Origin of the sequence: Paenochrobactrum sp. BZR 201-1 (assembly GCF_044987585.2) — a bacterium.
GTDB lineage: Bacteria > Pseudomonadota > Alphaproteobacteria > Rhizobiales > Rhizobiaceae > Paenochrobactrum > Paenochrobactrum pullorum.
This window is the reverse complement of record NZ_JBJDRZ020000023.1, coordinates 56,284-80,264: the sequence shown is the minus strand read 5'-3', so window position 1 is coordinate 80,264 and position 23,981 is coordinate 56,284. Positions and strand designations below refer to the sequence as shown.

At 47.2% G+C, this 23,981-nt stretch carries 24 protein-coding genes; 11 read left to right on the top strand and 13 right to left on the bottom strand.

Annotated elements, in window-relative coordinates; all coding sequences use genetic code 11:
* Positions 1–46 precede the first annotated feature (46 nt).
* The 6 genes from ACI0FR_RS13260 to cckA all read right to left on the bottom strand — a co-directional run bounded on the left by ACI0FR_RS13260 (position 47) and on the right by cckA (position 7,769).
* Positions 47–1,273 carry a D-alanyl-D-alanine carboxypeptidase family protein gene (locus ACI0FR_RS13260; RefSeq protein ID WP_404909699.1) on the bottom strand — a complete coding sequence of 409 codons (1,227 nt, stop codon included), beginning with the start codon at positions 1,271–1,273 and terminating at the stop codon, positions 47–49.
* Positions 1,248–2,501, bottom strand: a complete 1,254-nt coding sequence (locus tag ACI0FR_RS13255; protein ID WP_461667952.1) for a septal ring lytic transglycosylase RlpA family protein — start codon at positions 2,499–2,501, stop codon at positions 1,248–1,250. Before ACI0FR_RS13255 ends, ACI0FR_RS13260 begins: the two co-directional genes overlap by 26 nt.
* Before the next feature lie 189 nt (positions 2,502–2,690).
* On the bottom strand, positions 2,691–2,939 hold the full coding sequence (locus ACI0FR_RS13250) for a helix-turn-helix domain-containing protein (protein WP_374833304.1): 249 nt from the start codon (positions 2,937–2,939) through the stop codon (positions 2,691–2,693).
* 313 nt (positions 2,940–3,252) lie between these two features.
* Entirely contained in the window at positions 3,253–3,789 is a 537-nt protein-coding gene (locus tag ACI0FR_RS13245) for a BA14K family protein (RefSeq protein WP_374833302.1), read from the bottom strand.
* 150 nt (positions 3,790–3,939) lie between these two features.
* A complete protein-coding gene (locus ACI0FR_RS13240; RefSeq protein WP_404906204.1) occupies positions 3,940–5,181 on the bottom strand; it encodes a TIGR03862 family flavoprotein in 1,242 nt (413 codons plus the stop codon).
* The gene (gene cckA, locus ACI0FR_RS13235) at positions 5,181–7,769 is read right to left on the bottom strand and encodes a cell cycle histidine kinase CckA (RefSeq protein WP_404906205.1); all 2,589 of its coding nucleotides are present in this window, start codon (positions 7,767–7,769) and stop codon (positions 5,181–5,183) included. Before cckA ends, ACI0FR_RS13240 begins: the two co-directional genes overlap by 1 nt.
* 510 nt (positions 7,770–8,279) lie before the next feature.
* Between cckA and ACI0FR_RS13230 the strand changes: the two genes are divergently transcribed.
* The gene (locus ACI0FR_RS13230; protein WP_404906206.1) at positions 8,280–9,584 is read left to right on the top strand and encodes a hypothetical protein; all 1,305 of its coding nucleotides are present in this window, start codon (positions 8,280–8,282) and stop codon (positions 9,582–9,584) included.
* A 72-nt stretch (positions 9,585–9,656) separates the two neighbouring features.
* On the opposite strand, the gene dksA is transcribed toward ACI0FR_RS13230, so the two are convergent.
* The gene (gene dksA / locus ACI0FR_RS13225; protein WP_184223117.1) at positions 9,657–10,073 is read right to left on the bottom strand and encodes an RNA polymerase-binding protein DksA; all 417 of its coding nucleotides are present in this window, start codon (positions 10,071–10,073) and stop codon (positions 9,657–9,659) included.
* Between the two features lie 329 nt (positions 10,074–10,402).
* Here dksA and ACI0FR_RS13220 point away from each other — a divergent pair, with 329 nt between their 5' ends.
* The 4 genes from ACI0FR_RS13220 to ACI0FR_RS13205 all read left to right on the top strand — a co-directional run bounded on the left by ACI0FR_RS13220 (position 10,403) and on the right by ACI0FR_RS13205 (position 14,246).
* Complete coding sequence (locus tag ACI0FR_RS13220) at positions 10,403–10,927, top strand: SixA phosphatase family protein (protein ID WP_404906207.1); 525 nt, start codon at positions 10,403–10,405, stop codon at positions 10,925–10,927.
* A 104-nt stretch (positions 10,928–11,031) separates the two neighbouring features.
* Positions 11,032–12,495 (top strand): YcjX family GTP-binding protein, encoded by a 1,464-nt coding sequence (locus tag ACI0FR_RS13215; RefSeq protein WP_404906208.1) that lies wholly within the window; start codon positions 11,032–11,034, stop codon positions 12,493–12,495.
* Positions 12,492–13,568, top strand: coding sequence for a YcjF family protein (locus tag ACI0FR_RS13210; protein WP_404906209.1), 1,077 nt, complete (start codon positions 12,492–12,494; stop codon positions 13,566–13,568). Before ACI0FR_RS13215 ends, ACI0FR_RS13210 begins: the two co-directional genes overlap by 4 nt.
* A gap of 144 nt (positions 13,569–13,712) precedes the next feature.
* On the top strand, positions 13,713–14,246 hold the full coding sequence (locus ACI0FR_RS13205) for a hypothetical protein (protein WP_374833288.1): 534 nt from the start codon (positions 13,713–13,715) through the stop codon (positions 14,244–14,246).
* Positions 14,247–14,316: 70 nt separating this feature from the next.
* Here the strand turns inward: ACI0FR_RS13205 and folK are convergent, their stop codons facing one another.
* The 3 genes from folK to folP all read right to left on the bottom strand — a co-directional run bounded on the left by folK (position 14,317) and on the right by folP (position 16,121).
* On the bottom strand, positions 14,317–14,781 hold the full coding sequence (folK, locus tag ACI0FR_RS13200) for a 2-amino-4-hydroxy-6-hydroxymethyldihydropteridine diphosphokinase (RefSeq protein WP_404906332.1): 465 nt from the start codon (positions 14,779–14,781) through the stop codon (positions 14,317–14,319).
* A gap of 68 nt (positions 14,782–14,849) precedes the next feature.
* Positions 14,850–15,209 (bottom strand): dihydroneopterin aldolase, encoded by a 360-nt coding sequence (folB, locus tag ACI0FR_RS13195; RefSeq protein ID WP_374833286.1) that lies wholly within the window; start codon positions 15,207–15,209, stop codon positions 14,850–14,852.
* A gap of 69 nt (positions 15,210–15,278) precedes the next feature.
* The gene (gene folP, locus ACI0FR_RS13190; protein ID WP_374833284.1) at positions 15,279–16,121 is read right to left on the bottom strand and encodes a dihydropteroate synthase; all 843 of its coding nucleotides are present in this window, start codon (positions 16,119–16,121) and stop codon (positions 15,279–15,281) included.
* A gap of 208 nt (positions 16,122–16,329) precedes the next feature.
* On the opposite strand from folP, the gene ACI0FR_RS13185 reads away from it, so the two are divergent.
* Complete coding sequence (locus ACI0FR_RS13185; protein WP_404906210.1) at positions 16,330–16,947, top strand: DUF922 domain-containing Zn-dependent protease; 618 nt, start codon at positions 16,330–16,332, stop codon at positions 16,945–16,947.
* 66 nt (positions 16,948–17,013) lie between these two features.
* Here the strand turns inward: ACI0FR_RS13185 and ACI0FR_RS13180 are convergent, their stop codons facing one another.
* Positions 17,014–18,297, bottom strand: coding sequence for an O-acetylhomoserine aminocarboxypropyltransferase (locus tag ACI0FR_RS13180; RefSeq protein WP_374833280.1), 1,284 nt, complete (start codon positions 18,295–18,297; stop codon positions 17,014–17,016).
* A 177-nt stretch (positions 18,298–18,474) separates the two neighbouring features.
* On the bottom strand, positions 18,475–18,906 hold the full coding sequence (locus ACI0FR_RS13175; RefSeq protein WP_404906211.1) for a CoA-binding protein: 432 nt from the start codon (positions 18,904–18,906) through the stop codon (positions 18,475–18,477).
* A 101-nt stretch (positions 18,907–19,007) separates the two neighbouring features.
* On the opposite strand from ACI0FR_RS13175, the gene ACI0FR_RS13170 reads away from it, so the two are divergent.
* The 5 genes from ACI0FR_RS13170 (at position 19,008) to ACI0FR_RS13150 (ending at position 22,659) form a co-directional block, all read left to right on the top strand.
* The gene (locus tag ACI0FR_RS13170; RefSeq protein ID WP_374833342.1) at positions 19,008–19,421 is read left to right on the top strand and encodes a PaaI family thioesterase; all 414 of its coding nucleotides are present in this window, start codon (positions 19,008–19,010) and stop codon (positions 19,419–19,421) included.
* A gap of 234 nt (positions 19,422–19,655) precedes the next feature.
* Positions 19,656–20,120 carry a 50S ribosomal protein L13 gene (gene rplM / locus ACI0FR_RS13165; RefSeq protein ID WP_404906212.1) on the top strand — a complete coding sequence of 155 codons (465 nt, stop codon included), beginning with the start codon at positions 19,656–19,658 and terminating at the stop codon, positions 20,118–20,120.
* Between the two features lie 2 nt (positions 20,121–20,122).
* Positions 20,123–20,596: a 30S ribosomal protein S9 gene (rpsI, locus tag ACI0FR_RS13160; protein WP_374833276.1), complete on the top strand. Its 474-nt coding sequence runs from the start codon at positions 20,123–20,125 to the stop codon at positions 20,594–20,596.
* Between the two features lie 275 nt (positions 20,597–20,871).
* Entirely contained in the window at positions 20,872–21,801 is a 930-nt protein-coding gene (gene argC / locus ACI0FR_RS13155; RefSeq protein WP_404906213.1) for an N-acetyl-gamma-glutamyl-phosphate reductase, read from the top strand.
* A gap of 3 nt (positions 21,802–21,804) precedes the next feature.
* Positions 21,805–22,659, top strand: coding sequence for an aminoglycoside phosphotransferase family protein (locus tag ACI0FR_RS13150; protein WP_404906214.1), 855 nt, complete (start codon positions 21,805–21,807; stop codon positions 22,657–22,659).
* Between the two features lie 4 nt (positions 22,660–22,663).
* Here the strand turns inward: ACI0FR_RS13150 and ACI0FR_RS13145 are convergent, their stop codons facing one another.
* Entirely contained in the window at positions 22,664–23,725 is a 1,062-nt protein-coding gene (locus tag ACI0FR_RS13145) for a COX15/CtaA family protein (protein WP_404906333.1), read from the bottom strand.
* Between the last annotated feature and the right edge of the window lie 256 nt (positions 23,726–23,981).

Sequence of the window (23,981 nt, the reverse complement as noted above, 5' to 3'; positions counted from 1 at the left end):
ACCGTCTTATGCGGCTTAACTTTGAGACGCAAGAGCCGAGCGACAATCAGAGCAATTTACGTATCCATCCGGTTGCAATTTCAATTAATGCACCCAATGACCGCTCTTCAAGATTACCAAGAGCAACAGTATTTTGTGTAAAAACAGGAAGTTCCCGCACAATATGCTCGCCGGATTTGACTTTCAAAGTTCCGACCATCTCATCGGCCTTGACGGGAGCATTTAGAGGTCCGCGATATGTTATTTCGGCACTTAGTCCGGAGCGGCCATCTTTGGGCAGCAACAAATCAACATTATCTTTCACAACGAGAGGCACTGAACTTTGGGCACCGTTAAACACTTGTCCCTGCCCTATAATTGTATCTTTATTGAAAAGCCGCACATCGTCAAAATTATTCATACCCCATTCAATCAACTGACGGGCTTCTTCGCTGCGGTCTTTCTCATTTTTCAAGCCGGCAAGACTTAAAAATAAACGGCGTCCGTTTTTCTCAGCCGATGTGACGAGCGCAAAACCGGTTTCCGTTGTGCCGCCAATACTCATGCCATCGGCATTGATATCCATATATAATAGCGGGTTGCGGTTGCGCTGGAAGATTTTATTCCATGTAAAATCCGTCTGCGCATAATAGGGATAATATTGCGGATATTGATGATAAATATGGCGTGCTAAAAGGGTAAGATCAGCAACAGTGACATGCTGTCCTTCGTCGGGCAAACCAGTTGAATTAACAAAAACAGAATTTTTTAAACCAATGTTTTGCGCGCGTTCATTCATACGCTCAACAAATTTTTGCTCATCACCAGTGATGCCTTCAGCCAAAATAATGCACGCATCATTGGCCATTTGCACAATCATCCCTTGCACCAGATCTTCAACAATAGGCAAAGATTTAATCTTGGCAAACATGGTGGAGGTACGTGAGGGTGCTCCACCGGTGCGCCATGCATGTTCACTCACCACATAGCTGTCTTGCAAGCTGATTTCTTGTTTGTTTAAAGCATCAAATACAACTTCAGCCGTCATCAATTTTGCAAGTGATGCAGGCAGAAATTTTTGGTCAATATTGCGTGAGAAAAGAACAGTGCCGGTTTTATCATCCAGCAGTAAAATTTGCGGCGCTTTTAATTGCAAATCAGCGGCGGCAAAAGCTGGTTGAGCCGCAGATAATGTCGCAATTAATAGCGATGCTTTTAGTATTGCGCAGGGTAATTTGCGCAATACTAATTTGAATGGCTGATGACGTTTAACGGACACGCACGACAAAGGCATCGACCGCTCCAGCCTTCCAAGCCTGACGCAACAGAGCATCATTATCGCCGCTATTAGCAACGGCAGTTAGTGTGAAAATTTCACTCTGCTCGGTTGGAATATTAACATGACTGACTTTACCATAGGCTTTCAAAAGTTCAGCCATTTTGTCAGCCTGTTGCTTGGTGGTAAAAGATCCCAAATTTACATAATCAACATCAGCTGGTTCTTGAACATGCTGCTTGCGCCATGAAGCGGAAATCGCATCAGCGGACAAAATTCCACCATAGGTCTGCTGTTCTTTAAATGATGCAGTGGCGATACGATCAGATGCATAACCTGCCATGCCGGCAAAACCATTATGATTTGCATTGGCTATACCAAAACCGGCAGCCGGCCGCGGCATCGGCAGAGGAATAGCGGAAGGCAAAGTTGCATCAGGAGCAAAAGCTGCCGGTGCGGCCTCATTGCTGAACGCAAATGGTGATTGACTGGTGGCAAATGGATTATTTTCCGGCCGTGCTGTCGGAGTCGGGCCATTCATGGCCATCATCACGCCCGTTGCTGGCTGACCGATCGGATCGGAACCATCGCGAAATGATGCCATCAGGAATTGATCATCCTGCCCGTCAAGCGGCGCGCGCCCGACATATTCAACCTTAACATCCGCGGTGCCGTGATGCGTATAATCCAGCATATCGGCTGCTTGCTTGGAAAGATCAATAATGCGGTCATTTGAGTAAGGGCCACGATCATTGACGCGTACAATCAATGAACTGCCATTGGCAAGATTGGTTACCTTGGCATAGCTTGGCAGCGGCATTGTTGGATGAGCCGCTGTCAGATGGTGCATATCATAAATTTCGCCGTTTGCTGTCAAACGGCCATGAAATGCATCACCATACCAAGAAGCGCGACCCGTTTTCTTGTAATTGGGATCTTCTTTTGGTTTATACCACTTGCCGCGAACTTTGTAAGGTTTGCCGACTTGATCACGCCCGCCACCACGCGGCAAAGGCTTGCCTTTTTGCGTGGTTACGCGCGGGCTAGCCTTTACGCCATATTGGCTTTCAGCGAAATATTCTTTCGAGCGGGGTTTCGACTTTGACTTTTGATCGGCTGATGGGCCTGCACAGGCTGTCAGAACGCTACCGATAACCGCAATAACAACACAGCGACCCGATAGTGCTATCAGGCGCTTTTCATTCATTATAGTGCCGGCTTTGTACCAACCAGATTTATTTTCCATAAATGCCGTACGCTCACTTATTAAAAAACATAGTTTTGAATATCAAAACCATGTTTTCAGATACCCATAACAGATGGCAGCCAATTATTGACAGTTCATTAAAACTTTATCTGCGACAGGAAGCAAGAGGGATTATACGGCATTAATACCTTCTGTTTGCGAATATGGTAAACAATTAGCTTACCGATTTTAAGACGCTTTAACCATTATTTTGTCAATGGCCTCAGGCTGGAAACCAGCTGCACTGGTAATGCGTGCAAGTTTTGAAGGCTCAACCTGATCACTATTTTCAAGTAAAGTGATCTCATCACTGGTCAGGCCGCAGACAATAGCCAACTCTTCGATCGAATAACCCAATGATTGACGCAGTGCCTGCACAATATGCACACCGTGACCAACTAAATTTTGAATATTTTCTAAAACTGATTTAGACGACATTAAACACCTTTTGTTTTTAAAACCGCTGTCGAATTGCTCAAAATTCAACGAATCGATTCAATTTGCCGGTTGTAACCGACAGTTTACGGTGAGACAGGCTCTCACCTGAAACTGAGCATAGATGGTAAATATCAAACTTATACGACGGCACTGCCTTCGTTGACAGTTTATTTTTACCATTAATAATGTGCTAACGAATATATTGATTTGCAGATGATGGCAAACCTTCATCGCACTATAACAAGATTTTGATGTAAAAAGTCCGCTTTCAACATCTTGAAAGCGGACTTTAGAAAAAGATTTATATATGTGATCAGCTATATGGAGAATAGCAGAGTTTGCGAGGGCCATTATATGGTTGGAAACTATTGTCGTAGGCACGGTATGAACGATATTTGTTGGCGCACCAATTTATATGTGCCTGACTCATTGTTGGACGGGCTGGCTGTTTAGGCGTTGTCGCACCAACAATAGCTGCACCTAAGGCAAAGGCTGCAATCGGATACCACCAACCGTCGCTGTGGCGCCGATAACCCGGACGAGAATGCTGATAACCATTATGTCCGTTCCAATATCCAGGACGCGACGGCTTGTGTGAATGCTGTGGCGGGCGTGGTCTATGCGCATTATTTTGCGGCGGACGAGGCTTGTGATTGTTGGAATGCTGTGGCGGGCGCGGTTTACGATTGTTGGAATGTTGCGATGGACGTTTATGCTGAACATTAACAACATTGGACGGTTGTGTCAGTGAAGAGGGCAAAACGGGTGCGGCCAATGAACTTGCAACAGATGAAAGAACGATGCCTGCACTTATACCGGTGGCGCAAAAGATGGTAACAAAACGTTTCATTTTTAAGAACTCCTTGAGAAACAGACAAAGCACTGAAAGAAGTGACTAACTTAAATTATCTTTAGCCGGATGAACTGACGATGAACGAAAATACTATAAAAGATGAAGAATATGTAATGTTAATTTTAATCGCCACTTAATCTATGGCTACTAAAGAAGCTGTTGATGTTCCTTTACCCATTTCATTGCCCCACATGCGCTATGCAATCCGGTGGCAAAACAAGCGGTTAAAAGATAGCCGCCAGTTGGCGCTTCCCAATCCAACATTTCACCGGCAATAAAAATACCGGCCATATTTTTCAGCATCAAATCACTATTCATTGAATTAAACCTGACACCACCAGCAGAAGAAATAACCTCTTCTATCGGACGCGGTCTTTCAACCTGAAGCGGATAATTTTTAATGCGATCTACAATATTTTCATCAGTCGTAAGCTTGGGAAGCTCGCGCAACAGAGAAATTTTTACTGGGCTTAAACCAACCGCTTTTCGCAATTTCGTTGACAGGCTGGCTTTCGGATTTTGACGTTCGAGTGATTGCGTAATTTTTTGTGGCGATAATGCAGGTGCCAAATCAAGTGTCAGCACGGCTTTTCGACCCTGAAGTAATTCGTCGCGCAAATGAGCCGAAAAAGCATAGATGAGGCTGCCTTCAACACCATGAGGCGTAATAACAAATTCACCTTGTAATATTTGGCCTCCAGCACTTGCTTGTACAGTTTTAACCGGTTCACCGGTAAAACGCTCTTTAATTGCAGAACTCCAATCGACATCAAAACCGCAATTTGCTGGTTTTAACGGTTCGATATCTACGCCTTGTTCAAAGAACTGCTGCTGCCATCCACCATCAGAGCCAAGTTTTGGCCAGCTGGCACCGCCAAGGGCAAAGATCGTAGCATCAGCTTTTATGAAGACATCACCGTTATCGGTGCGAAAAAGATGATCACCATCCTTAAAACCCAGCCATTGATGACGGTTTTTTATTACTACGCCCTGCTCTTGCAGCCTGTTGAGCCAAGCGCGCAACAGCGGCGAAGCTTTCATGACTTTGGGAAAAATTTTTCCGGACGTGCCAACATATGTTTCAGCTCCCAAATCATCCGCCCATTGGCGCAAATCAGAAGGGGTAAAAGCATCAATAATCGGCTTTAAAAGCGGTAACCGGTCACCATAACGCGTGATGAAACGCTCAAAATCCTCATTATGCGTAAGATTAAGCCCGGATTTTCCGGCCATTAAAAATTTACGGCCAACGGTTGGCATCCGCTCATAAAGTGTAACACTTTGCCCATGAAGGCTTAAATAATCAGCCGCCATCAAACCGGCAGGCCCGCCACCGATAATTGCGAAATCTGCAATTTGCGGGGCGGATTTCAATTTTTTGGCCTGCATCAGTCTTCTTTCTCGAGCATTTCCTTCACGGCTGTTGCCAGCTGCTTCAACGAGAATGGCTTAGGCAGGAATCCGAATTTGGCGTCTTCCGGCAAATTGCGGGCAAAAGCATCTTCCGCATAACCGGAAACGAAAATGAATTTGATGTCAGGATAATGTACACGCAATTCACGCAGCAAGGTCGGCCCGTCCATTTCCGGCATCACGACGTCGGAAACAACGATATCGACCTGCCCGCCCAGCTCTTCCAGTACTTCCAAAGCTTCGACACCGGAAGCGGCTTCATGCACCGTGTAGCCTCGCGACTGCAAGGCACGCACGCCGCCCATACGCACCGCATCCTCATCTTCAACCAAAAGCACAGTTGCTGAACCTGAAAGATCTGCATTTTTCTCTTGCTTTTTCTCTTTTATAGCAGGCGCTTGTGCACTGCCTGCTTTGTGCTCCACCACATGGCGAGGCAAAAAGATTTTAAAGACCGTTCCAGTACCAAGTTCGGAATCACAATATATGAAACCACCGGTCTGTTTAATGATACCGTAGACCATCGAAAGCCCAAGACCTGTACCCTTGCCCACTTCCTTGGTGGTGAAGAATGGTTCAAAAATCTTTTCCAGCACATCGGGCGCAATACCACTGCCGCTATCTTGTACTTCAAACATGACGTAATCGGCTTCCGGCAATTCGTGATATTGCAGCGCTGCAACTTCTGCCTGCGGCATATTACGGGTGCGAAGCGTAATCAAACCGCCTTCCGGCATTGCATCGCGCGCATTCACGGCAAGATTGACCGCAACCTGCTCGAATTGGCCAAGATCGGCGCGTACCGGCCAAAGATCACGGCCATGTTCGATTTTCAGATCGATGTCTTTGCCCACCAATCTTGCGAGCAGCATGCGCAAATCAGCCAATACATCCGTTAAATCGAGCACTTCCGGACGCAATGTCTGACGGCGTGAGAATGCCAGTAACTGGCGCACTAAAGAAGCCGCACGATTGGCATTCTGTTTGATATTCATAATATCAGGGAAAGATGGGTCTGAGGCTCGATGATTGCTGAGGAGCAGATCAGAAGACATGATAATGGCGGTCAGGACATTATTGAAGTCATGCGCGATACCACCAGCCAATTGCCCCACGGCCTGCATCTTCTGGCTTTGCGCCATCTGGCCTTCAAGCACTTTTTGCTCGGTCGTTTCAACCGCTGATACGATCGCGGCCTCATCGGCATCTTCGCCGCCAATATCGGTAACTGGGCTGATATAAAAGCGTATATGCCGCTCTTCATTACCGGGTAAGACGGTATCAATAGGGGAAATGCTCGCCTGCCCCGCAAAAGCTGCTGCTAGAGCGCGTGAAAATGCTTCACGATCACGTTCATGCACAATCGCTTCTACCGGAAATTGACGCTCTATCGCATCCGGTTCGACTACTGTTGAAAATATATCCAGAAAACGCGCATTGGTACGTAATGTATGGCCTTTGCTGTCAACTGCGGCAATCGCCATCGGTGCAGAGTTAAAGAAGCGGGTGAAACGCACTTCGGCCGAGCGCAAGGCAGCGGAAGCATCATCGCCTTCAGCACGGTTGAGTACAATGGTACGGCTGGTGCCGCGCAAACCATCGCGCAACATCTGCACGCGATGATAAAAGCGAACCGCCAGACTTTGGCCATTACGCTTGGCCAAATCCAGATCAATCACCGAATTGCGGCTTGAACCCGGTTCTGCTTTAACAGAATTGACCAATGCCATGCCGTTACCGGCCACAATATCATTGAGTGTTAACGAGCCCGGCACAAAAGCCGCCAGATCAATGCCCAGCCATTCGGCCAATGTTGCATTGAGATAAATAATTCGACCGCCCGCATCGGCGGAAAAGAAACCGGCAGGCGCATGATCAAGATGATCGATTGCTTCCTGCAAATCCTGAAAAAAGCGTTCCTGCTCGGCACGCTCATGAGAAATATCCGAAATTTGCCAGGCTACCAGCGGGCCTTTATGCCTTTCATTACCCGCAACGGGGCGCGCTTTGATGCGATACCATGTTGGTGTGAGGCTGGTTGCATTCAAACTATGACTGTGAACAAGAGGACCACGCAGGCGGATTTCTTCTTGTGCAGAAAAACCATCACGAACAGCATTGGACAAACGATAAATGGCATCAGATCCACCGGATTCAGAGGTCAGAATCGTATCAAGTGTGCGCAATTCTTCACGGCTTGCAGCACCGGTCATCTGTGCATAGGCCTGATTAGCGTATACGATATGGCCTTTAGTATCAGAAACAATCGTCCCTTCAGGCATCGTATCCAAAAAGGAGTGAGAAAGATTGGCATCTTTCACGCCACGATTAAATTTGATCAGACCAATGGTAGAGCCAATCAGATAAAACACGCCCAACATGGCCAGAAGACCAAGAATCGCCAGCACGAAGCCCTCGCCCAACTGATCGCGGAACAGCAAGAAGAAAACAGTCAATCCAATCAGTACAAGACCGAGCACCAACAGCCGCAGTCCTGATCCTGCAGTTGGTTTTTCATTCACAGCCGGTCGTGAAAAAAGTTCGGTTTTTGTCTGCTGAGACATACGCCCCGCCACCCTGTCTTTAGATTATATTGCATCACAGCTGATGTGATAACGAATTTTAACGTGCTTAACTACTCTTGCTTTGAAATTTACCGCAGCCTTTACACTGATAACCGGATAGCGGGCGGAAACCAGCTATTTTTTCCGGCCCTCTAGTGCTCATTGATGGTTAGTCTCTCACATGTCTGATGCTATAATTTGCAATGTCTGAACATAAAGAGCCGACGATTCGCAGTCATGACGATATTTTTTTAACATTTTATGCTAATATAGCTTTCAAACATGTTTTTGGGTCATTTCAGCCTTTTAAAGAACCGGAACATGATTTTAACCACATTTTTTATAGAGTGCAGTTAACTTAACCCATTGTGCTGTGATTGATCTCTTGTAGATATGCAAACTGCACAACAGATCGGGCATCTTGATTACAATGATTGTAACAAACAGACAGCCATCAAGGTCTGCATTTTATTGTTTAAGTCCTGATCGGAAATTTAAAGGGGTCACAGGATGAAGGAATCGCTTAGCGGCATTCTTGGTGAAGGAACCGCCAATATCGTACTGTTCATACTGTTATTTGCCGCCATTTTAGTGGCCATTTTCATTGTTTATGCAATTATTAAACGTTTTAGCGGCACAATAGCTGGTTCGCAGTCATTTACACATAATCACCATGAACCTTCATCCCGCCTTGCTGTCGTTGATGCCGCGAATGTCGACAATCAACGTAAATTGGTTCTGGTTCGTCGTGATGATGTAGAGCATCTGATCCTGATCGGCGGCCCGACCGATGTTGTTGTTGAACAAAATATCACAGCTGACAGTGATTATGCCCGCGGCTCCCGTATTACCGAAGCGCAGATTGCCCGCTATCAAAATAATCAGACTGATGATTTTAATCTTGAGGCCCCTGCTCGTCCGGCAGCCCATCAGCGTTCCGAAACGCTGGCATTAGATAATGTATCAAGCACCCCGGCATCGGCACCTTCATTTGCAGCTCAAATGCCGGTTGAAGCCCTTAAACCAATAGTGCAAAAGCCATTAGTAATGAGCGAGCCGGCTCCAATGCAGACTGCCGCCCTGCACCAGCAGACCATATATCGCTCCGAGCATGTGGTTTCGCCTGTACCTGCAAAAACCGTTCCGACACCACCGGTCTTTGTAAAGCCTGTCCCCGAAGCACCGGTGCAAAATGTCAAGGCTGCCACGCCTCAACCGCGTACAGTCATGCCGGCAGCACCTGTTGCAAAGCCTACAACCCATCGCGCCCATCCGGCCTATCCGCTTAGTCAGGTTTCACAAGGTGTTCTGACGTCGACGTCGGCTTCATCTGCATCTGCATCTGCATCTTCATCTACGTCTGCTGTCGCAACTGCTGCAACTGCAACGGTAGCAGCCACAGCTGCAACCGCAGCCAATGGTCGTTTAGATAGTGTTACCCCGCAAAAAGCTGCTTCGCTTGATGATGTAAGACCAGCTTCGGCAACACCAAGCTTTGCACCGCAACAGGCCTCAAAGCCTGAACCAGGTTTTGATCCTCAGCCATCCAATGAAGCAAATAATTTTGCCTCACTCGATGATGCACTTGATCAAGCACTGTTCAATGATTTGAATACAGATTTCTTTGAACCGGCAAAATCTTCTGCGAACAAGGCTGAGGATGAAATGTCTCTGATGCTGGAAGAAGAACTATTGTCATCCCTCGATATGGAAATGGATCTGGGGGAAATGGATATCGAGGCAGAATTATCCGTTGATATCGAAGATGAAATGGAAAAACTACTCGGCGAATTATCCATTAATCCGGAACGCTAAAACCAGCATATAAAAAAGGGGCTGTGAATTTCACAGCCCTTTTAAAATCATAATAATGATAACATTGACAGTTTAATCATCACGGTAAATTTTTTCCCGACGCTCATGGCGTTCCTGCGCTTCAATTGAAAGCGTGGCAATCGGACGGGCATCCAAACGCTTCAGACTGATTGGGTCACCGGTCTCCTCACAAAATCCGTATGTACCTTCATCAATCCGTCCCAAAGCTGCATCGATTTTAGAAATCAGCTTGCGCTGACGATCACGGGCACGAAGCTCAATTGAGCGATCTGTCTCGGACGAAGCACGATCAGCCAAATCAGGATGGTTTGAATTTTCTTGTTGTAGCGTTTCTAGTGTTTCACGGGCTTCACGTAAAATATCATTACGCCAAGCAATCAGCTTGCCACGGAAATACGACTTCTGCCGTTCATTCATGAACGGTTCGTCATCGGCAGGCCTGTAGTCAAGGTTAATTAATTCACTCATCTGAATCACCCCACACCTAGGAGACGAGGTGTCTCTATAAATCGACATTCACATCGGCACAACATCAAATAAGCCTTTATTGCCACTTTTTAGTGTGTATCCCAAGAATATTCACCCAATGAAAGGAAAGGTTGTATTTTCTCCTTATCCGGCTTGAATTATCTGAAAAAACACCGCTTTAATAGTCGCATAAGGTATAATGGGGCTTGTAACATCGCAGATACAAAATCTTGCGACCATGATAAATTTTGCATGCTTCGATAAAAACTGGCAATTGTGACATCAAGGACCGCCTCATCCGTTCCATTTTTTGTAAACTCAGGCAGAACATGACAAAATCAACTTCGAAGCGTCTTTTTCTATTGCGTCATGCCCTGGCCAGCTGGCCATCTATTGGAGCGAAGGATTTTGACCGCCCGCTTGACCCGTCTGGATTTGCGATCATTGATGGCTTGGCACAAGCGATGGCCAGAAAAAGCATGATACCGGAAGCCATTCTGTGTTCCGCCGCCCTGCGCACAAGTCAGACATTGGAGCATTTACAAAAACATTGGAACGAAACACCGATGATTGAGTTCAGTGACAGGCTTTATAGCGGCAGTGCTTCGGATTATTTGCAGGCAATACGAGACTTTGGCTATCTTTTTGAAGAATGTCAGTCACTTATGCTGATCGGCCATAACCCAAGTATTGAAGACCTGACCTTTGCTTTGACCGGCAACCAATCCGGCATCGCATTCGAGCGTTTGCGTGCCGGTTTCCCCACAGCTGGACTAGCTGTATTTGATTTTGATGTGTCATTTACTGAAATCGGCCCGCGTAATGGGCAACTTATGTCCTTCCCTACACTTTGATAAAATCTGATTGTTACCCATATTGCTTTTGCCATCATGCCGGATTGCTAATTCGTTGCGGCATCATATATTTAAGTCACTGCAGATATTGATGAGGCTGACATTTGGCAAAAATGACCACATTGACCGACGAGGCACTGATTGCTTTTGATACGCTGGCTGATCGGTCGCGTTCGCTGTTATCACCATCATTGCGGCTTGGAGTAACCGGTCTGTCCCGTGCCGGTAAAACGGTTTTTATTACATCTCTCATTCATAATCTCATTCATGGCGGACGTTTGCCGCTGTTTGAAGCCTATCAGTCGGGGCGTATCAGCCGTTGCTATCTGGAGCCGCAACCAGATGATGCAATTCCTCGTTTTCAATATGAAGAGCATCTGCAAGCTCTTATCAATGAACGTATCTGGCCGGATTCGACCCGTGCTATTTCGCAGTTGCGCATTACGATTGATTATCAGTCGGCCTCGTCATGGGGGCGTATGCTGTCTGCCGGCAAGCTCTCACTCGATATTGTCGATTATCCGGGGGAATGGCTCCTCGATCTGCCCTTGCTTGGCAAAAGCTATAAGGAATTCAGCGCTGAATCTTTTAAATTGGCGCAAGAGGCTACGCATCGCGATTTAGCCGACCAATGGTTGCAGGCAGCCAATTTAGTGCACCCTTCAAAACCTGCGGATGAAATAACAGCACAACATCTGGCGCGCATCTTTACAGAATATTTGCGTGCCGGAAAAGCCGATGAACGCGCACTTTCCACGCTGCCGCCCGGGCGCTTTCTCATGCCCGGTGATCTGGATGGTTCGCCAGCGTTGACATTTGCACCACTCGCCAATCTCAAGCAGGAGGATTTCAATTCCGGCTCTTTGGCATCGATGATGGAGCGGCGCTACGAATCTTACAAAACACATGTGGTAAAGCCGTTTTTCCGCGAACATATTGCCCGCCTTGATCGCCAAATTGTGCTGATCGACGCGATGCAAGCACTCAATTCCGGTGGAGCGGTGGTTGCCGATCTGGAGCGCGCCCTCACCGATATTTTATCCTGCTTCCGACCGGGGGGCTCAAGCCTGCTGACAGGATTGTTTCAACGCCGCATCGGTCGCATTCTGGTGGCTGCTACCAAGGCAGACCATTTGCACCATGAAAGCCATGATCGTCTGGAAGCAATTGTGCGTCGCCTTGTCGAACGTGCGATGCAACGCGTGGATTTTTCCGGTGCAGATATTGATGTTTTGGCGATGGCAGCAGTACGCGCAACACGTGAAGCGACAGTCACCCAAGGCAAAGATGTTTTGCCTGTCATTGTCGGCACTCCGTTAAGGGGTGAAAAAATTAACGGCGAAATCTTCGATGGTGAAACAGAAACTGCTATATTTCCTGGAGACTTACCAAAAAGTCCTAATGTAATTTTTGAAAAGAATGAAGTTTTTCATCAAGATGATGCGCTGCGCTTTATCCGCTTCCGTCCTCCTAAAATTGAAAGCACCTCTGACGGTATCACCCTCTCCTTGCCGCATATCCGGCTCGACCGTGCATTGCAGTTTTTGATCGGAGACCGCCTTTCATGAGTGAAAATCGCAAGCCCGGCTCTTTTCAAGTCACGGAGCAAAAAACAGCGCAAGCGCCTGAACAACAGCAGCAAACTATTCGCAAACCACGCGCAGTCTCTGATCCAAGCCAAATCATTCCGGAGCCGGTTGATATTTTTGAGCTGGATGCCGATGAATTGGCGGCCATTCAAAATCTGGATGTACCGGAAGCGGAATATAAGAAAAGTCGGATATCTCTGCGTTCGGTGCTTTTTGCGGCCCTTGGAATTTTATTTTCTTTTGCCGTCGGGCTTTGGGTTGAAGACCTGATCCAAGCCATGTTCAACCGCACCAGTTGGCTCGGCGTGATAACGCTTGTCGTTGCGATCGTGGCTCTTGTCAGCTTTGTCATTTTAATCACCCGAGAGCTGATCTCGTTGCGCAGGCTTGCCTCTGTTGCATCGTTGCGCGTGGCAGCGCATGAGGCCGCACAAAAAGATGATATCAAGGCTGCACGTCACGCAGTTTCACAGCTTGTATCTGTTACATCCAGCATTCCGGCAACAGCGCGCGGTCGTAAATTGCTCGATGATACCAAAGACGACATTATCGACGGCCGCAATCTGATCAAGCTTGCCGAAACGGAGCTGTTGAAGCAACTTGATACGCAAGCACGATCATTGATCATGCATTCAGCCAAACGCGTTTCGATCGTCACTGCAGTCAGTCCTCGTGCGTTGGTTGATATTGCCTATGTGGTGTTTGAATCAGCGCGGCTTATTCGTCGCCTGTCAGAGCTTTATGGTAGCCGCCCGGGCAGCCTTGGCTTTTTAAAACTAACCCGTAATGTAATTGCTCATTTGGCCGTTACCGGCACTGTTGCGATGGGTGACAGCGTTATTCAGCAACTGGTCGGGCATGGGCTTGCCTCCCGCCTTTCCGCAAAACTTGGTGAAGGTGTCATCAACGGGTTGATGACGGCACGTATCGGCATTTCTGCGATGGATATTGTGCGGCCACTTCCGTTTCTGGCTGAAAAGCGCCCCGGAATTGGTGATTTTGTCACCGACCTGACCTCGCTCAATAATATTCGTAAAAACAATGAAAAATAAACGGGAATATGTTGACATTTACAGCAATGCAAACGAAGCATTAACCATTAAAAGCGATTATCAGTCTATCGAAGCAGTTGCTAATAGAGGCTGACTTTATGGCTTTTGCCTCCCCCTTTGATAAAATTTGGAACCAAAACTGTGATGAAAAATCGTTTAGCTGCTTGCCTCTTTATGTTGCCTGCCACGACATTTTCAGTCTCGGCTTTGGCTGCTGATAATGATCAGCAGTTTTTCCGTCAAATCGAAGGTCAATGGAGCGGCTCTGGTGAGATCGTTGCCGGAAAATATAAAGGCACCAAATTTGTCTGCAATCTGGCCGGAACAACACCGGAAACCACCTCAGGCATGACATTGGATGGCTCTTGTCGCGTTGGTGTTTTCTCACAAGCGATGAAAGCTGTGATTTCACGCGAGGGTAAAAACTATACCGGCGCCTTCAATGATGGCGCTGCCGGTAAAGGTTTGGATGTTGTTTCCGGTAATGTCAGCGGCAACCGTATTGTGTTAGGCTTGAATCGTAAGCAGCTTGATGGTGCAATGCTCGCCCGCGTTGCCGACAATAATACAATGAATGTAACTGTTTCAGTTCGTGTTGAAAAAGAACTGGTTCCGGTTATCGGCCTTAACCTGAAACGCACAAGCGGCAGTGTTCCAAGCAATATTGCCCGCAATTAGTAATCGGTCATAGAGATTTAAAAAGCGACTTCAGATTATTATCTGAAGCCGCTTTTTTAGTGTCGGTCATTTAAATTTTTCGCCACCAGTCCGCATTGCTGTCGGCAATTTCGATACCTTGCACATCACTGACTTGAGCCGCCTGTGCGATCACTTGCTCCTCAACTTCCAAATAAGGCGCAATATCTGCCAGTGGCACAAGCACAAATGCGCGCATCATCATGCGTGGATGCGGTAAGTTCAAAAGCTCTTCATCAAGTGTGATAAAGTCAGCATTTTTTTCCTGCATTACCAAAATATCAATATCGATCGTGCGCGGCCCCCAGCGTTCAATCCGCTCGCGCTTCATATCTGCTTCAATGGACAGACAAGTTTCAAGCAATTGCAATGGCGGCAGGTTGGTTTCAAGCCGAGCGCAAGCATTGTAAAACCAACTTTGGTCGGTTTTGCCCCAAGGGGGGGTCCGGTAGAGTTTTGAGACAGCACTGACTTTGCTGTCCTCGCGCCTGTCCAGCATATGAAGCGCACGAGCCATTGACGAGACAGGATCGCCTAAATTGCCGCCCAAGCCTAACCATGCGCTATATTTGAAATTATCTGCACTCACTGTTCGTGAACCACCACTACTTCAACAAAGTCCAGAACGCCCGCCACTGGCGCATGCGGTTTGCGCACTGTAATTTCCGCGCGTTTGATCTGCTTGAAATGATCAGACAAGGCTTTGGCAATATCAAGTGCCAAAGTTTCGATCAGATAACGACGCTTGCCGGTGACAATTTTCTCAATCAGTTGAAATGCCACGCCATAATGGACGGTCCCTTCAATACTGTCTTCTTCCAGTGCGTTGCCGGCATCGACGGTCAAAACCGCATCGACATAAAAGCGCTGACCAAGCTTTTCTTCTTCATCAAAAACGCCGTGACGTGCAAAAAAAGCACAGTTCATCATCCGGATCGTGTACATTTTCACTCTCTTTTGCCTGTCAGACGATTATCATTGTTGATGATCATCGTATTTTAAAGGCTTTTTTGCTTAAAGCATGCTGCCCTTGCTTTGTAGAATGGTATCCGCAACTGCAAGAGCCTGCGCATTGACTGATACATTATGAACACGGAATATATCCGCACCATCCAAACGTAAAGTGACAGATGTGGCGCTTGTGGCCACATCACGCTGTAACGGGTCAGTTATACCGCTTATTTTGCCGATAAAACGCTTGCGCGATGTCCCCACCAGTACAGGGTAAGGAAACTGCGCCATTTCTTTAAAACGGGCAAGCAGTTCAACATCTTCCTCCAATGAACGGGTAAATCCAAAGCCCGGATCAAGCACAATCTGGTTATCTGCAATACCTGCTTTATGTGCGATCTCTATAGATTTTTTAAAAAATACTACTTGATCCTCAAGCGGATCAGCTTCGCATTCACGCTCGCGACTGGTATGCATCAGCACAAGCCCTGCACCCGTCGCTTTGGCGACATTGGCAATATCGGGTTCACGATGCAAACCCCAGACGTCATTGACAATATGGGCACCTGCTTCAATTGCGCGTTTTGCAGTTTCTGCGCGATATGTATCAACTGAAATGATGCAATCACCCTGCTCTGCCAGCATTTTTATAATCGGCAGCACACGTTTTTGCTCGGTCAGGGCATCCACCGCTTCAGCATTGGGCTTGGTTGATTCACCGCCCACATCGATAATCCGTGCGCCATCTTCAATCATCTGGCGAGCTTTTTGCAAAGCGCTATTCGCTTGCAGATGTTGCCCTCCATCCGAGAAAGAATCCGGTGTGACATTTAAAATACCCATGATGATGGCCTGAGCACCAAGCTCCAACGTCTTTCCGTGTGCCAGTTGCCATTGTTTCAACATTTATGAGTGCTCCAACTCAATGCATTAATCATAACTGCGGTTAGTGTGATAAAAGCAGATTATTATCTACGCATTCTCAATTCTATCGCGTTATAACTTACTTGAACATTTTGTGTGCTGATACAATCGAGTAATTCTTTATGTCAGGCACATTGAAATAAAAAAATATTATCATGATAAACACACGCGTTTTAAAAGGGTTGCTGGGATGATCAAAAAGTTTAAAATTCTGATCGCAGCTTCCGTTTTGTTTTCGGCCGCGCTACCGGCGCAGTCTGCCTCTATTTTCCGCGAGATTAAATATTATAATATCAACGGAAAAACGGCTGAAGATTTAGATTATGCACTTTCCAATAAAGGGCCTTTTCTCAAATCTACCGGTCAGCATCATCCAGGTGCTGCAGAAATCCGTTTTGATGCCAAAGTACGTTATGGCAAAGAGAATGGCAAAGCCTGTAAAGTCACGGGTGTTTACGTCAATGTCCACGGCAAAGTATTTTTGCCGCGCTGGAAACAGCGCAAACACGCACCTTTGGAATTGGCACTGATTTGGGATACTTTGTCGAGCGACATCAAGCGCCATGAAGAAAGCCATCTGGTGATTGCGCGCGCTCATGCCAGTGAAATGGAGCAGCAGATCGCCAAACTTTACAGCCGCAAGGATTGTGCTGATTTACGTGACGACATCAATCGCGTGACTGAAAAGATCATGGCGAAACACGATAAAGAACAACAGCGCTTTGATCGTGTTGAGACAATTAATTTTGAAAACCGTTTTGAGCGTCTTTTGACCTATCGCTTGGAACAATTGACCGACAGCCTTTAAAATTCAGCACATAAAAAAGACCGCACTTTGGATAAAAGCGCGGTCTTTTCTGTTTGTATGGAAAATTTAGATATTCGCCAAAGCCTGTTCCAAGTCTGCAATAATATCATCGGCATCTTCAATGCCGATTGAGAGACGGATAACTTCCGGCCCTGCACCTGCGGCCACTTTTTGCTCGTCGTTTAGCTGACGGTGTGTGGTGGAAGCCGGATGAATGACCAGTGAGCGTGTGTCGCCGATATTAGCGAGCAGCGAGAACAATTCGAGATTGCCGACGAACTTAACACCTTCGTCATAACCACCCTTCAAACCAAAGGTGAAGACAGCGCCTGCACCCTTTGGTGCATATTTCTGCTGCAAGGCATGATATTTATCATCAGGCAGACCAGCATAGTTTACCCAAGCGACTTTATCATGCGCTTTCAGCCATGTGGCTACTGTCAGCGCATTGTCGCAATGGCGCTGCATACGCAGTGGCAATGTTTCTGCGCCAGTCAGAATCTGGAAAGCATTGAATGGCGAAATAGCAGGCCCCAAATCACGCAGACCAAGAACGCGCGCCGCAATAGCGAAGGAAATATTGCCGAAAGTTTTGTGCAGTTCCATGCCGGCATAGTCAGGACGTGGTTCGCTTAAGAGCGGGTAGTTGCCGGATTTTGCCCAGTCAAACGTGCCGCCATCAACCAAAATACCGCCCATGGAGTTGCCATGACCACCGATGAACTTTGTCAATGAATGCACAACAATGTCGGCACCATGCTCGATCGGGCGCAGCAGATAAGGCGAGGCAAGCGTATTATCAACAATCAATGGCAGGCCATGCTTATGCGCAATTTCGGCAATCGCAGCAATATCAACAACAATACCGCCCGGATTCGCGAAGCTTTCAACGAAAATCGCGCGGGTGCGGTCGTCAATTTGTGCCTCAAAAGAAGCCGGATCGGTAGCCTCTGCCCAGCGCACCTGCCAATCAAAGGATTTGAAAGATTGACCGAACTGGTTAATCGAACCGCCATAAAGTTTGTTACCGGCAATGAAATTATCGCCCGGCTGCATGATGGTGTGGAAAACCAGCATTTGGGCTGCATGGCCGGATGCGGTCGCAACAGCCGCGGTACCACCTTCCAGTGCTGCAACGCGCTCTTCCAAAACAGCAGTGGTTGGGTTAGTGATGCGGGTGTAAATATTGCCGAATGCCTGCAAGCCAAACAATGAGGCTGCATGATCTGCATCATTAAATACAAATGATGAGGTCTGATAAATCGGCGTTGCCCGTGCGCCTGTGGTCGGATCCGGTTTCGCTCCGGCATGAATTGCCAGTGTTTCAATTGCAGGTGCGCGCTTTGACATTAAATCCCTCCATAGGCGAATATTTTCGCAATGCCGTTTTTATTGCTAGTGAACTTATGGATAAACCATAAAAAAGCAAATGATCCGATGCTAGAAAGCTTGCCTTTACGCAAAATATTTTCTTAAGAAATGTAATTTTAAGAAAATAAAACCAGATCAGCATTCAAATGCGTAAAATCAGCCAATTAGTCGCGGATATTCTATCGCCGGACAGTGGTTCATAACCACTTTGAGCCCTGCTTTATGGGCGCGTTTTCCTGCGTTTTCATCAACTACACCAAGCTGCGTCCACAGCACTTTCGGCAGTATTCTCAAAGTCAGAATTTCGTCAACAATACCAGCAACCGCATTGGATGCACGGAAGACATCAACCATGTCGACAGGTTCAGTTATATCGCTCAAAGTAGCATAAACAGTCTGCCCCAATATTTCCTTGCCTGCTTGGCCCGGATTAACCGGCAAAACGCGATAACCTTTTTGTAGTAAAAACTCCATCACGTGATAGCTCGGCCGGCCCTCATTGGGGGATGCGCCAAGCAGCGCAATTGTTTTCACATCAGACAAAATTTCGCGCAATTCCGCATCGCTGTCATTCAAATACGTGCTCATCAATAGCCCTTTAGTAAGGTTTGCTTTGTTTAATGAGTATGACATGTTTTGCGTCAAATTTAAGAGGGAAAAAAATTGTGCAGGTAAATTTAAAACCCGTTATGTCGGTGGAAGAATTGGAAGGTTTTCTAAGCCGCGAGTTTCCGCAATTGCACGAAACCGGTCGCGATTATCATGTGTCTTCCATCAAAGAAGGCACGGCTATCATGACACTTAATGCAGGTGCCAAACATTTGCGCCCTGGCAATACGGTTTCCGGTCCTTCTCTTTTTATGTTGGCGGATGTCAGTGCCTATGCTGTGATTTTGGCTCATATCGGCCCTGTTGCACTGGCTGTGACCACAAATCTGAATATCAATTTTTTACGTAAAGCCGAGGCCGGATTACTCACGGCAGAGGCAAGATTACTCAAACTTGGCAAGCGCCTTGCTGTTGTGGACATTTTCATCACAGACAGTAATGACGCTTTAATTGCTCATGCAACCACCACATATTCAGTGCCGCTAAACCGATAAATTATAAGGTATTATAATACCATAAAATTAAGCGACTGATTTTATTGAGTAATTTATAATACATTGATTTTAACGCGCTTGACGAGCGTCGCACAGTTGTGTATGGGACACCCAGAATGTGTGAAGTTAACTTTGCGCATTTGTTTATGTTGTGAATGCTCCATTCGGAACGCTCATAATACAAGCAACAAAAAATGCCTTCCATGCAGGAAGGATTATCCAAGGAAAACTTTTATGGCAACTTTCTCTCAGAAGCCAGCCGAAGTTGAGAAGAAGTGGATTTTGATTGACGCCGAAGGTCTCGTCGTTGGTCGTCTTGCCACTCTCGTCGCCAACATTCTGCGCGGTAAGAACAAGCCAACCTTCACCCCACACGTTGATGATGGTGACAATGTCATCATAATCAATGCTGACAAGGTTGTATTCACCGGTAAGAAATATACCGACAAGAAATACTACTGGCACACCGGCCATCCGGGCGGAATCAAAGAGCGTACAGCTCGCCAGATTCTTGAAGGCCGCTTCCCTGAGCGCGTATTCGAAAAGGCCGTTGAACGTATGGTTCCACGTGGCCCGCTCGGTCGTCGTCAGATGAAGAACCTGCGTGTTTATGCAGGCACCAGCCACCCGCACGAAGCTCAGCAGCCTGAAGTCTTGGACGTAGGCGCGCTGAACCGTAAGAACAAAGGGATTGCATAATCATGGCTGAGCTAAACTCGCTCGAAGATCTGGGCACAGTTGTTGCAACTGAAGCCGCAGCTCCGGTTCATGTACAGAAGCTCGATAAACTTGGCCGTGCATACGCAACCGGCAAGCGTAAAGATGCTGTAGCTCGCGTTTGGGTAAAGCCAGGCAGCGGCAAGATCACTGTAAACGGTAAAGATTTCACCGCTTACTTCGCACGTCCAGTGCTTCAGATGATCCTGCAGCAGCCAATCGTTGCTTCAAACCGTAACGGCCAGTTCGATGTTATCGCTACCGTTGCCGGTGGTGGCCTGTCCGGTCAGGCTGGTGCTGTTCGTCACGGCATCTCCAAGGCTCTGACCCACTACGAACCAGGCCTGCGTGCAGTGCTGAAAAAAGGTGGCTTCCTTACACGTGATAGCCGCGTTGTTGAACGTAAAAAGTACGGTCGCGCGAAAGCCCGTCGTTCTTTCCAGTTCTCGAAGCGCTAATACGCTTTTCGACTTCGAACAAGAAAGCGGGTCTTCGGATCCGCTTTTTTTATATGTTTTATCGCATGACAGAGAGATACAGGAACCTACTGTTTACGACACTCTAATGAAATCATACAAATAGAATATAATCGCGATGATTGTGCAGTGATTATATTGTATGAATGAAATTGCAGACTCAAAACTGCCCCTTATAAACACGTTTGTTTTTCTAAATTGAATTATAAGAAAACAATCGTAACTTGTTGTAATTTATAAAGATAAGGCAAAGAAGAATGAAACCGAAAATCTTCATTGATGGCGAACATGGCACAACCGGCTTGCAAATCCGCACCCGACTGGCTGGCCGCACCGATCTTGAAGTTATTTCGATTCCCGAGGAAGAACGCCGCAACAAGGATATGCGCGCTGATTATCTGCGCGCTGCCGATATTGCCATTCTTTGCCTGCCTGATGACGCTTCCAGAGAAGCTGTCAGCCTTTTACACGGCCACAATGACACCCGTATCATTGATACATCCACAGCGCATCGTATCCATTCCGACTGGGCTTATGGTTTTGCCGAGCTGGAAAAAGCACAGCGCGAGCGCATCAAGTCTGCGCGCCTTGTGGCCAATCCCGGTTGCTACCCGACCGGCGCCATTGCGCTTGTTCGTCCATTGCGTGATGCAGGGTTACTGGATGCCGATCATGCGATCAGCGTCAATGCTGTTTCGGGCTATACCGGCGGCGGCAAACAAATGATTGCACAAATGGAAGATCCAAATAATCCGGAACATATCAGCGCCAACAACTTCCTTTACGGCACCACGCTGCGCCACAAGCATGTACCGGAATTGCGAATGCATGGCCGTTTGGAAAAGCGCCCCATTTTCAGCCCAAGCGTTGGTCGCTTTGCACAGGGCATGATCGTTCAGGTTCCGCTTTTCCTCGATCAAATGCAGGGCAAAGCCTCGCTTAAAAGCATCCATGAGGCGCTTACCGCTCACTATGCAGGGCAAGATATTGTCCGCGTTGTACCACTGGAGGAAAGCGTTCAAGCTGGCCGCATTGATGCAGAAGAGCTTTCTGGCACCGACGGTATGAAGCTTTATGTCTTTGGCACTGAAGGTGATGGTGAGGTTAATCTCGTCGCCGTTCTCGATAATCTGGGCAAAGGTGCATCAGGGGCAGCTGTCCAAAACATGGATTTGATGCTGAGCTAAATAATGATCATACCAGCCTTCCCGCAAGACTGGGCAATTCTGGAGCACGAGCTACTGAATGAAACTTTTAGTAGTTTCATCTGGAAAGTCCGGCTCCTGAATGATGAAATTGCCATCGTCAAAGAGATAAAAATATTTGACGATGATGAAGACGAGTTACGTGGTTTTCATTATCTAAAATGGCACAATGGCGGCGCTTGCGTGCGTCTGCTTGATTTTCAAGGCCGCCAGATGCTGTTGGAATATGCGAGCGACAAAACCTTAAAACAGGTCATTACCGAGCAGTCCGATAATGATGCCACGGATATCGCTGCCGAGGTCATCAAAGACCTGCTGGCACAATCAGATAAAATGGCAGACAAACCGGTTCCGGCGCAACTACAGCCATTGCGTGATCGTTTTAAAAGCCTGTTTAATAAAGCCGATCAAGAACGCATAGACAACGCCGAAAGCTTTTACATCAAAGCCGGAGCTATCGCTGAGCGCTTACTTGATAATCAGCGAAATTTACGGGTATTGCATGGTGATATTCATCATGAAAACATCATGCTGAGCAAACGTGGCTGGCTGGTCATTGACCCAAAAGGTCTTTATGGCGACATGGGCTTTGATACAGCCAATATGTTTTATAATCCGCTCCATCAGATAGATTTAACGGCCGATCCGTCACGTATTGGAAAAATGGCTGAATGTTTTGCCACGGCACTTAATCAAACACCACGCCATATTTTGGATTATGCTGTGAGCTATGGTGCCTTGTCCGCAAGTTGGCACGCTGAAGATGGCAGTATAGAGGATGAGGAAAATGCATTGCGGGTTGCGGCTGCGATCATGCACAGCCGCAATCATTTCTTTTGAAAAATCAATAAGCGCCTTTAGTTGCACGCCAATGTGCAACAGCAAATGCCAATACGACCAAAGCAAAGCCTTGATGCAACAGCCCCCAGTGCAGCGGCACCATGGTCAGCAAAGTTGCAATACCAATACCTGCCTGCACCAAAATAAGGCATGTCAGCACGAGAGCGCGTCTGGCGTGCGTTGTGCCAGCCGCATGACGCATGGTTTGCACCACATGCAAGACCGCCAGCAGCAATACCGTATAAGCCACCATACGATGAATGAACTGAACGGTTTTCGGGTTTTCAAAAATATTGCGCCACAATGGTGACTGGCTAAAAAGATCAGACGGTATAATCGCACCATCCATCAGCGGCCATGTGTTGAAGGTAAGCCCTGCATGGAGACCTGCAACCAGACCACCCAGATAAATCTGCACCAGAACCGCAAAAACCAGCCAACCGGCAAAGTGCTGGATATTTCGATCAGCTTTACTGTCCGTATATTCCACCAAGCCCCGTGCCACATAAAAGACGGCAGTGATAATGATGCAGGCCATGGTTAAATGCACAGCCAAACGATATTGGCTAACATGGGTGAGAACACTCAAGCCTGATGCAACCATCCACCAGCCGATGGCACCTTGCAAAGCGCCAAGAGCCAAAATACCAAGCATACTGGTTTTCAGGCCACCTTGCAGACGGCCACTAACCCAAAAAAAGATCAATGGAATGGCAACCAGAAAGCCGACAAAACGCGCCAGCATACGATGCACCCATTCCCACCAGAAAATATACTGAAACTCATAAAGGCTCATACCTTTATTGATTTGTTCATATTGCGGAATTTGGCGATATTTCTCGAACTCTTCGAGCCACTCTACATGATTGAGCGGCGGAATAACCCCGTGGATAGGTTTCCACTCAGTGATGGAAAGGCCGGAACCGGTCATGCGGGTTGCGCCCCCCACCATCACGATCGCTATCAACACGACAAAAACCGCATAAAGCCAATATTTGACAAGGTTACGGTCACGACGCTGCTTTTCGGTCAAGCCTGCGCCATTCGTTGTTGGATAGTCCGGCATCGAAGCAATTGTCATTTTAAAACCCTGCGCTCACGCTAATTCGCGTGAATGGTTGATTACAAAGTAATTTTCATCACTTGAAGCAAATTTTACGTCCCAGCTTTAGCGTATTGCCAGCGTGGACGTAAACATCGGAGAATAAATGACAAATCAATCACGGGCTGACAAGTCAGCAACACGCGACAGATAGGCACGTCATTCATGATGAATCTGTACTCCGGAAATTACTATCATTATAAGCGGGCCACGTTATAAT

Excerpts from the sequence above, each read along its gene's own strand:
- ACI0FR_RS13260 (WP_404909699.1), bottom strand. The coding sequence starts at position 1,273 with ATGCCTTTGTCGTGCGTGTCCGTTAAACGTCATCAGCCATTCAAATTA.
- ACI0FR_RS13255 (WP_461667952.1), bottom strand. The coding sequence starts at position 2,501 with ATGGAAAATAAATCTGGTTGGTACAAAGCCGGCACTATAATGAATGAA.
- ACI0FR_RS13250 (WP_374833304.1), bottom strand. The coding sequence starts at position 2,939 with ATGTCGTCTAAATCAGTTTTAGAAAATATTCAAAATTTAGTTGGTCAC.
- ACI0FR_RS13245 (WP_374833302.1), bottom strand. The coding sequence starts at position 3,789 with ATGAAACGTTTTGTTACCATCTTTTGCGCCACCGGTATAAGTGCAGGC.
- ACI0FR_RS13240 (WP_404906204.1), bottom strand. The coding sequence starts at position 5,181 with ATGCAGGCCAAAAAATTGAAATCCGCCCCGCAAATTGCAGATTTCGCA.
- cckA (WP_404906205.1), bottom strand. The coding sequence starts at position 7,769 with ATGTCTCAGCAGACAAAAACCGAACTTTTTTCACGACCGGCTGTGAAT.
- ACI0FR_RS13230 (WP_404906206.1), top strand. The coding sequence starts at position 8,280 with ATGAAGGAATCGCTTAGCGGCATTCTTGGTGAAGGAACCGCCAATATC.
- dksA (WP_184223117.1), bottom strand. The coding sequence starts at position 10,073 with ATGAGTGAATTAATTAACCTTGACTACAGGCCTGCCGATGACGAACCG.
- ACI0FR_RS13220 (WP_404906207.1), top strand. The coding sequence starts at position 10,403 with ATGACAAAATCAACTTCGAAGCGTCTTTTTCTATTGCGTCATGCCCTG.
- ACI0FR_RS13210 (WP_404906209.1), top strand. The coding sequence starts at position 12,492 with ATGAGTGAAAATCGCAAGCCCGGCTCTTTTCAAGTCACGGAGCAAAAA.
- ACI0FR_RS13205 (WP_374833288.1), top strand. The coding sequence starts at position 13,713 with ATGAAAAATCGTTTAGCTGCTTGCCTCTTTATGTTGCCTGCCACGACA.
- folK (WP_404906332.1), bottom strand. The coding sequence starts at position 14,781 with ATGGCTCGTGCGCTTCATATGCTGGACAGGCGCGAGGACAGCAAAGTC.
- folB (WP_374833286.1), bottom strand. The coding sequence starts at position 15,209 with ATGTACACGATCCGGATGATGAACTGTGCTTTTTTTGCACGTCACGGC.
- folP (WP_374833284.1), bottom strand. The coding sequence starts at position 16,121 with ATGTTGAAACAATGGCAACTGGCACACGGAAAGACGTTGGAGCTTGGT.
- ACI0FR_RS13185 (WP_404906210.1), top strand. The coding sequence starts at position 16,330 with ATGATCAAAAAGTTTAAAATTCTGATCGCAGCTTCCGTTTTGTTTTCG.
- ACI0FR_RS13180 (WP_374833280.1), bottom strand. The coding sequence starts at position 18,297 with ATGTCAAAGCGCGCACCTGCAATTGAAACACTGGCAATTCATGCCGGA.
- ACI0FR_RS13175 (WP_404906211.1), bottom strand. The coding sequence starts at position 18,906 with ATGAGCACGTATTTGAATGACAGCGATGCGGAATTGCGCGAAATTTTG.
- ACI0FR_RS13170 (WP_374833342.1), top strand. The coding sequence starts at position 19,008 with ATGTCGGTGGAAGAATTGGAAGGTTTTCTAAGCCGCGAGTTTCCGCAA.
- rplM (WP_404906212.1), top strand. The coding sequence starts at position 19,656 with ATGGCAACTTTCTCTCAGAAGCCAGCCGAAGTTGAGAAGAAGTGGATT.
- rpsI (WP_374833276.1), top strand. The coding sequence starts at position 20,123 with ATGGCTGAGCTAAACTCGCTCGAAGATCTGGGCACAGTTGTTGCAACT.
- argC (WP_404906213.1), top strand. The coding sequence starts at position 20,872 with ATGAAACCGAAAATCTTCATTGATGGCGAACATGGCACAACCGGCTTG.
- ACI0FR_RS13150 (WP_404906214.1), top strand. The coding sequence starts at position 21,805 with ATGATCATACCAGCCTTCCCGCAAGACTGGGCAATTCTGGAGCACGAG.
- ACI0FR_RS13145 (WP_404906333.1), bottom strand. The coding sequence starts at position 23,725 with ATGCCGGACTATCCAACAACGAATGGCGCAGGCTTGACCGAAAAGCAG.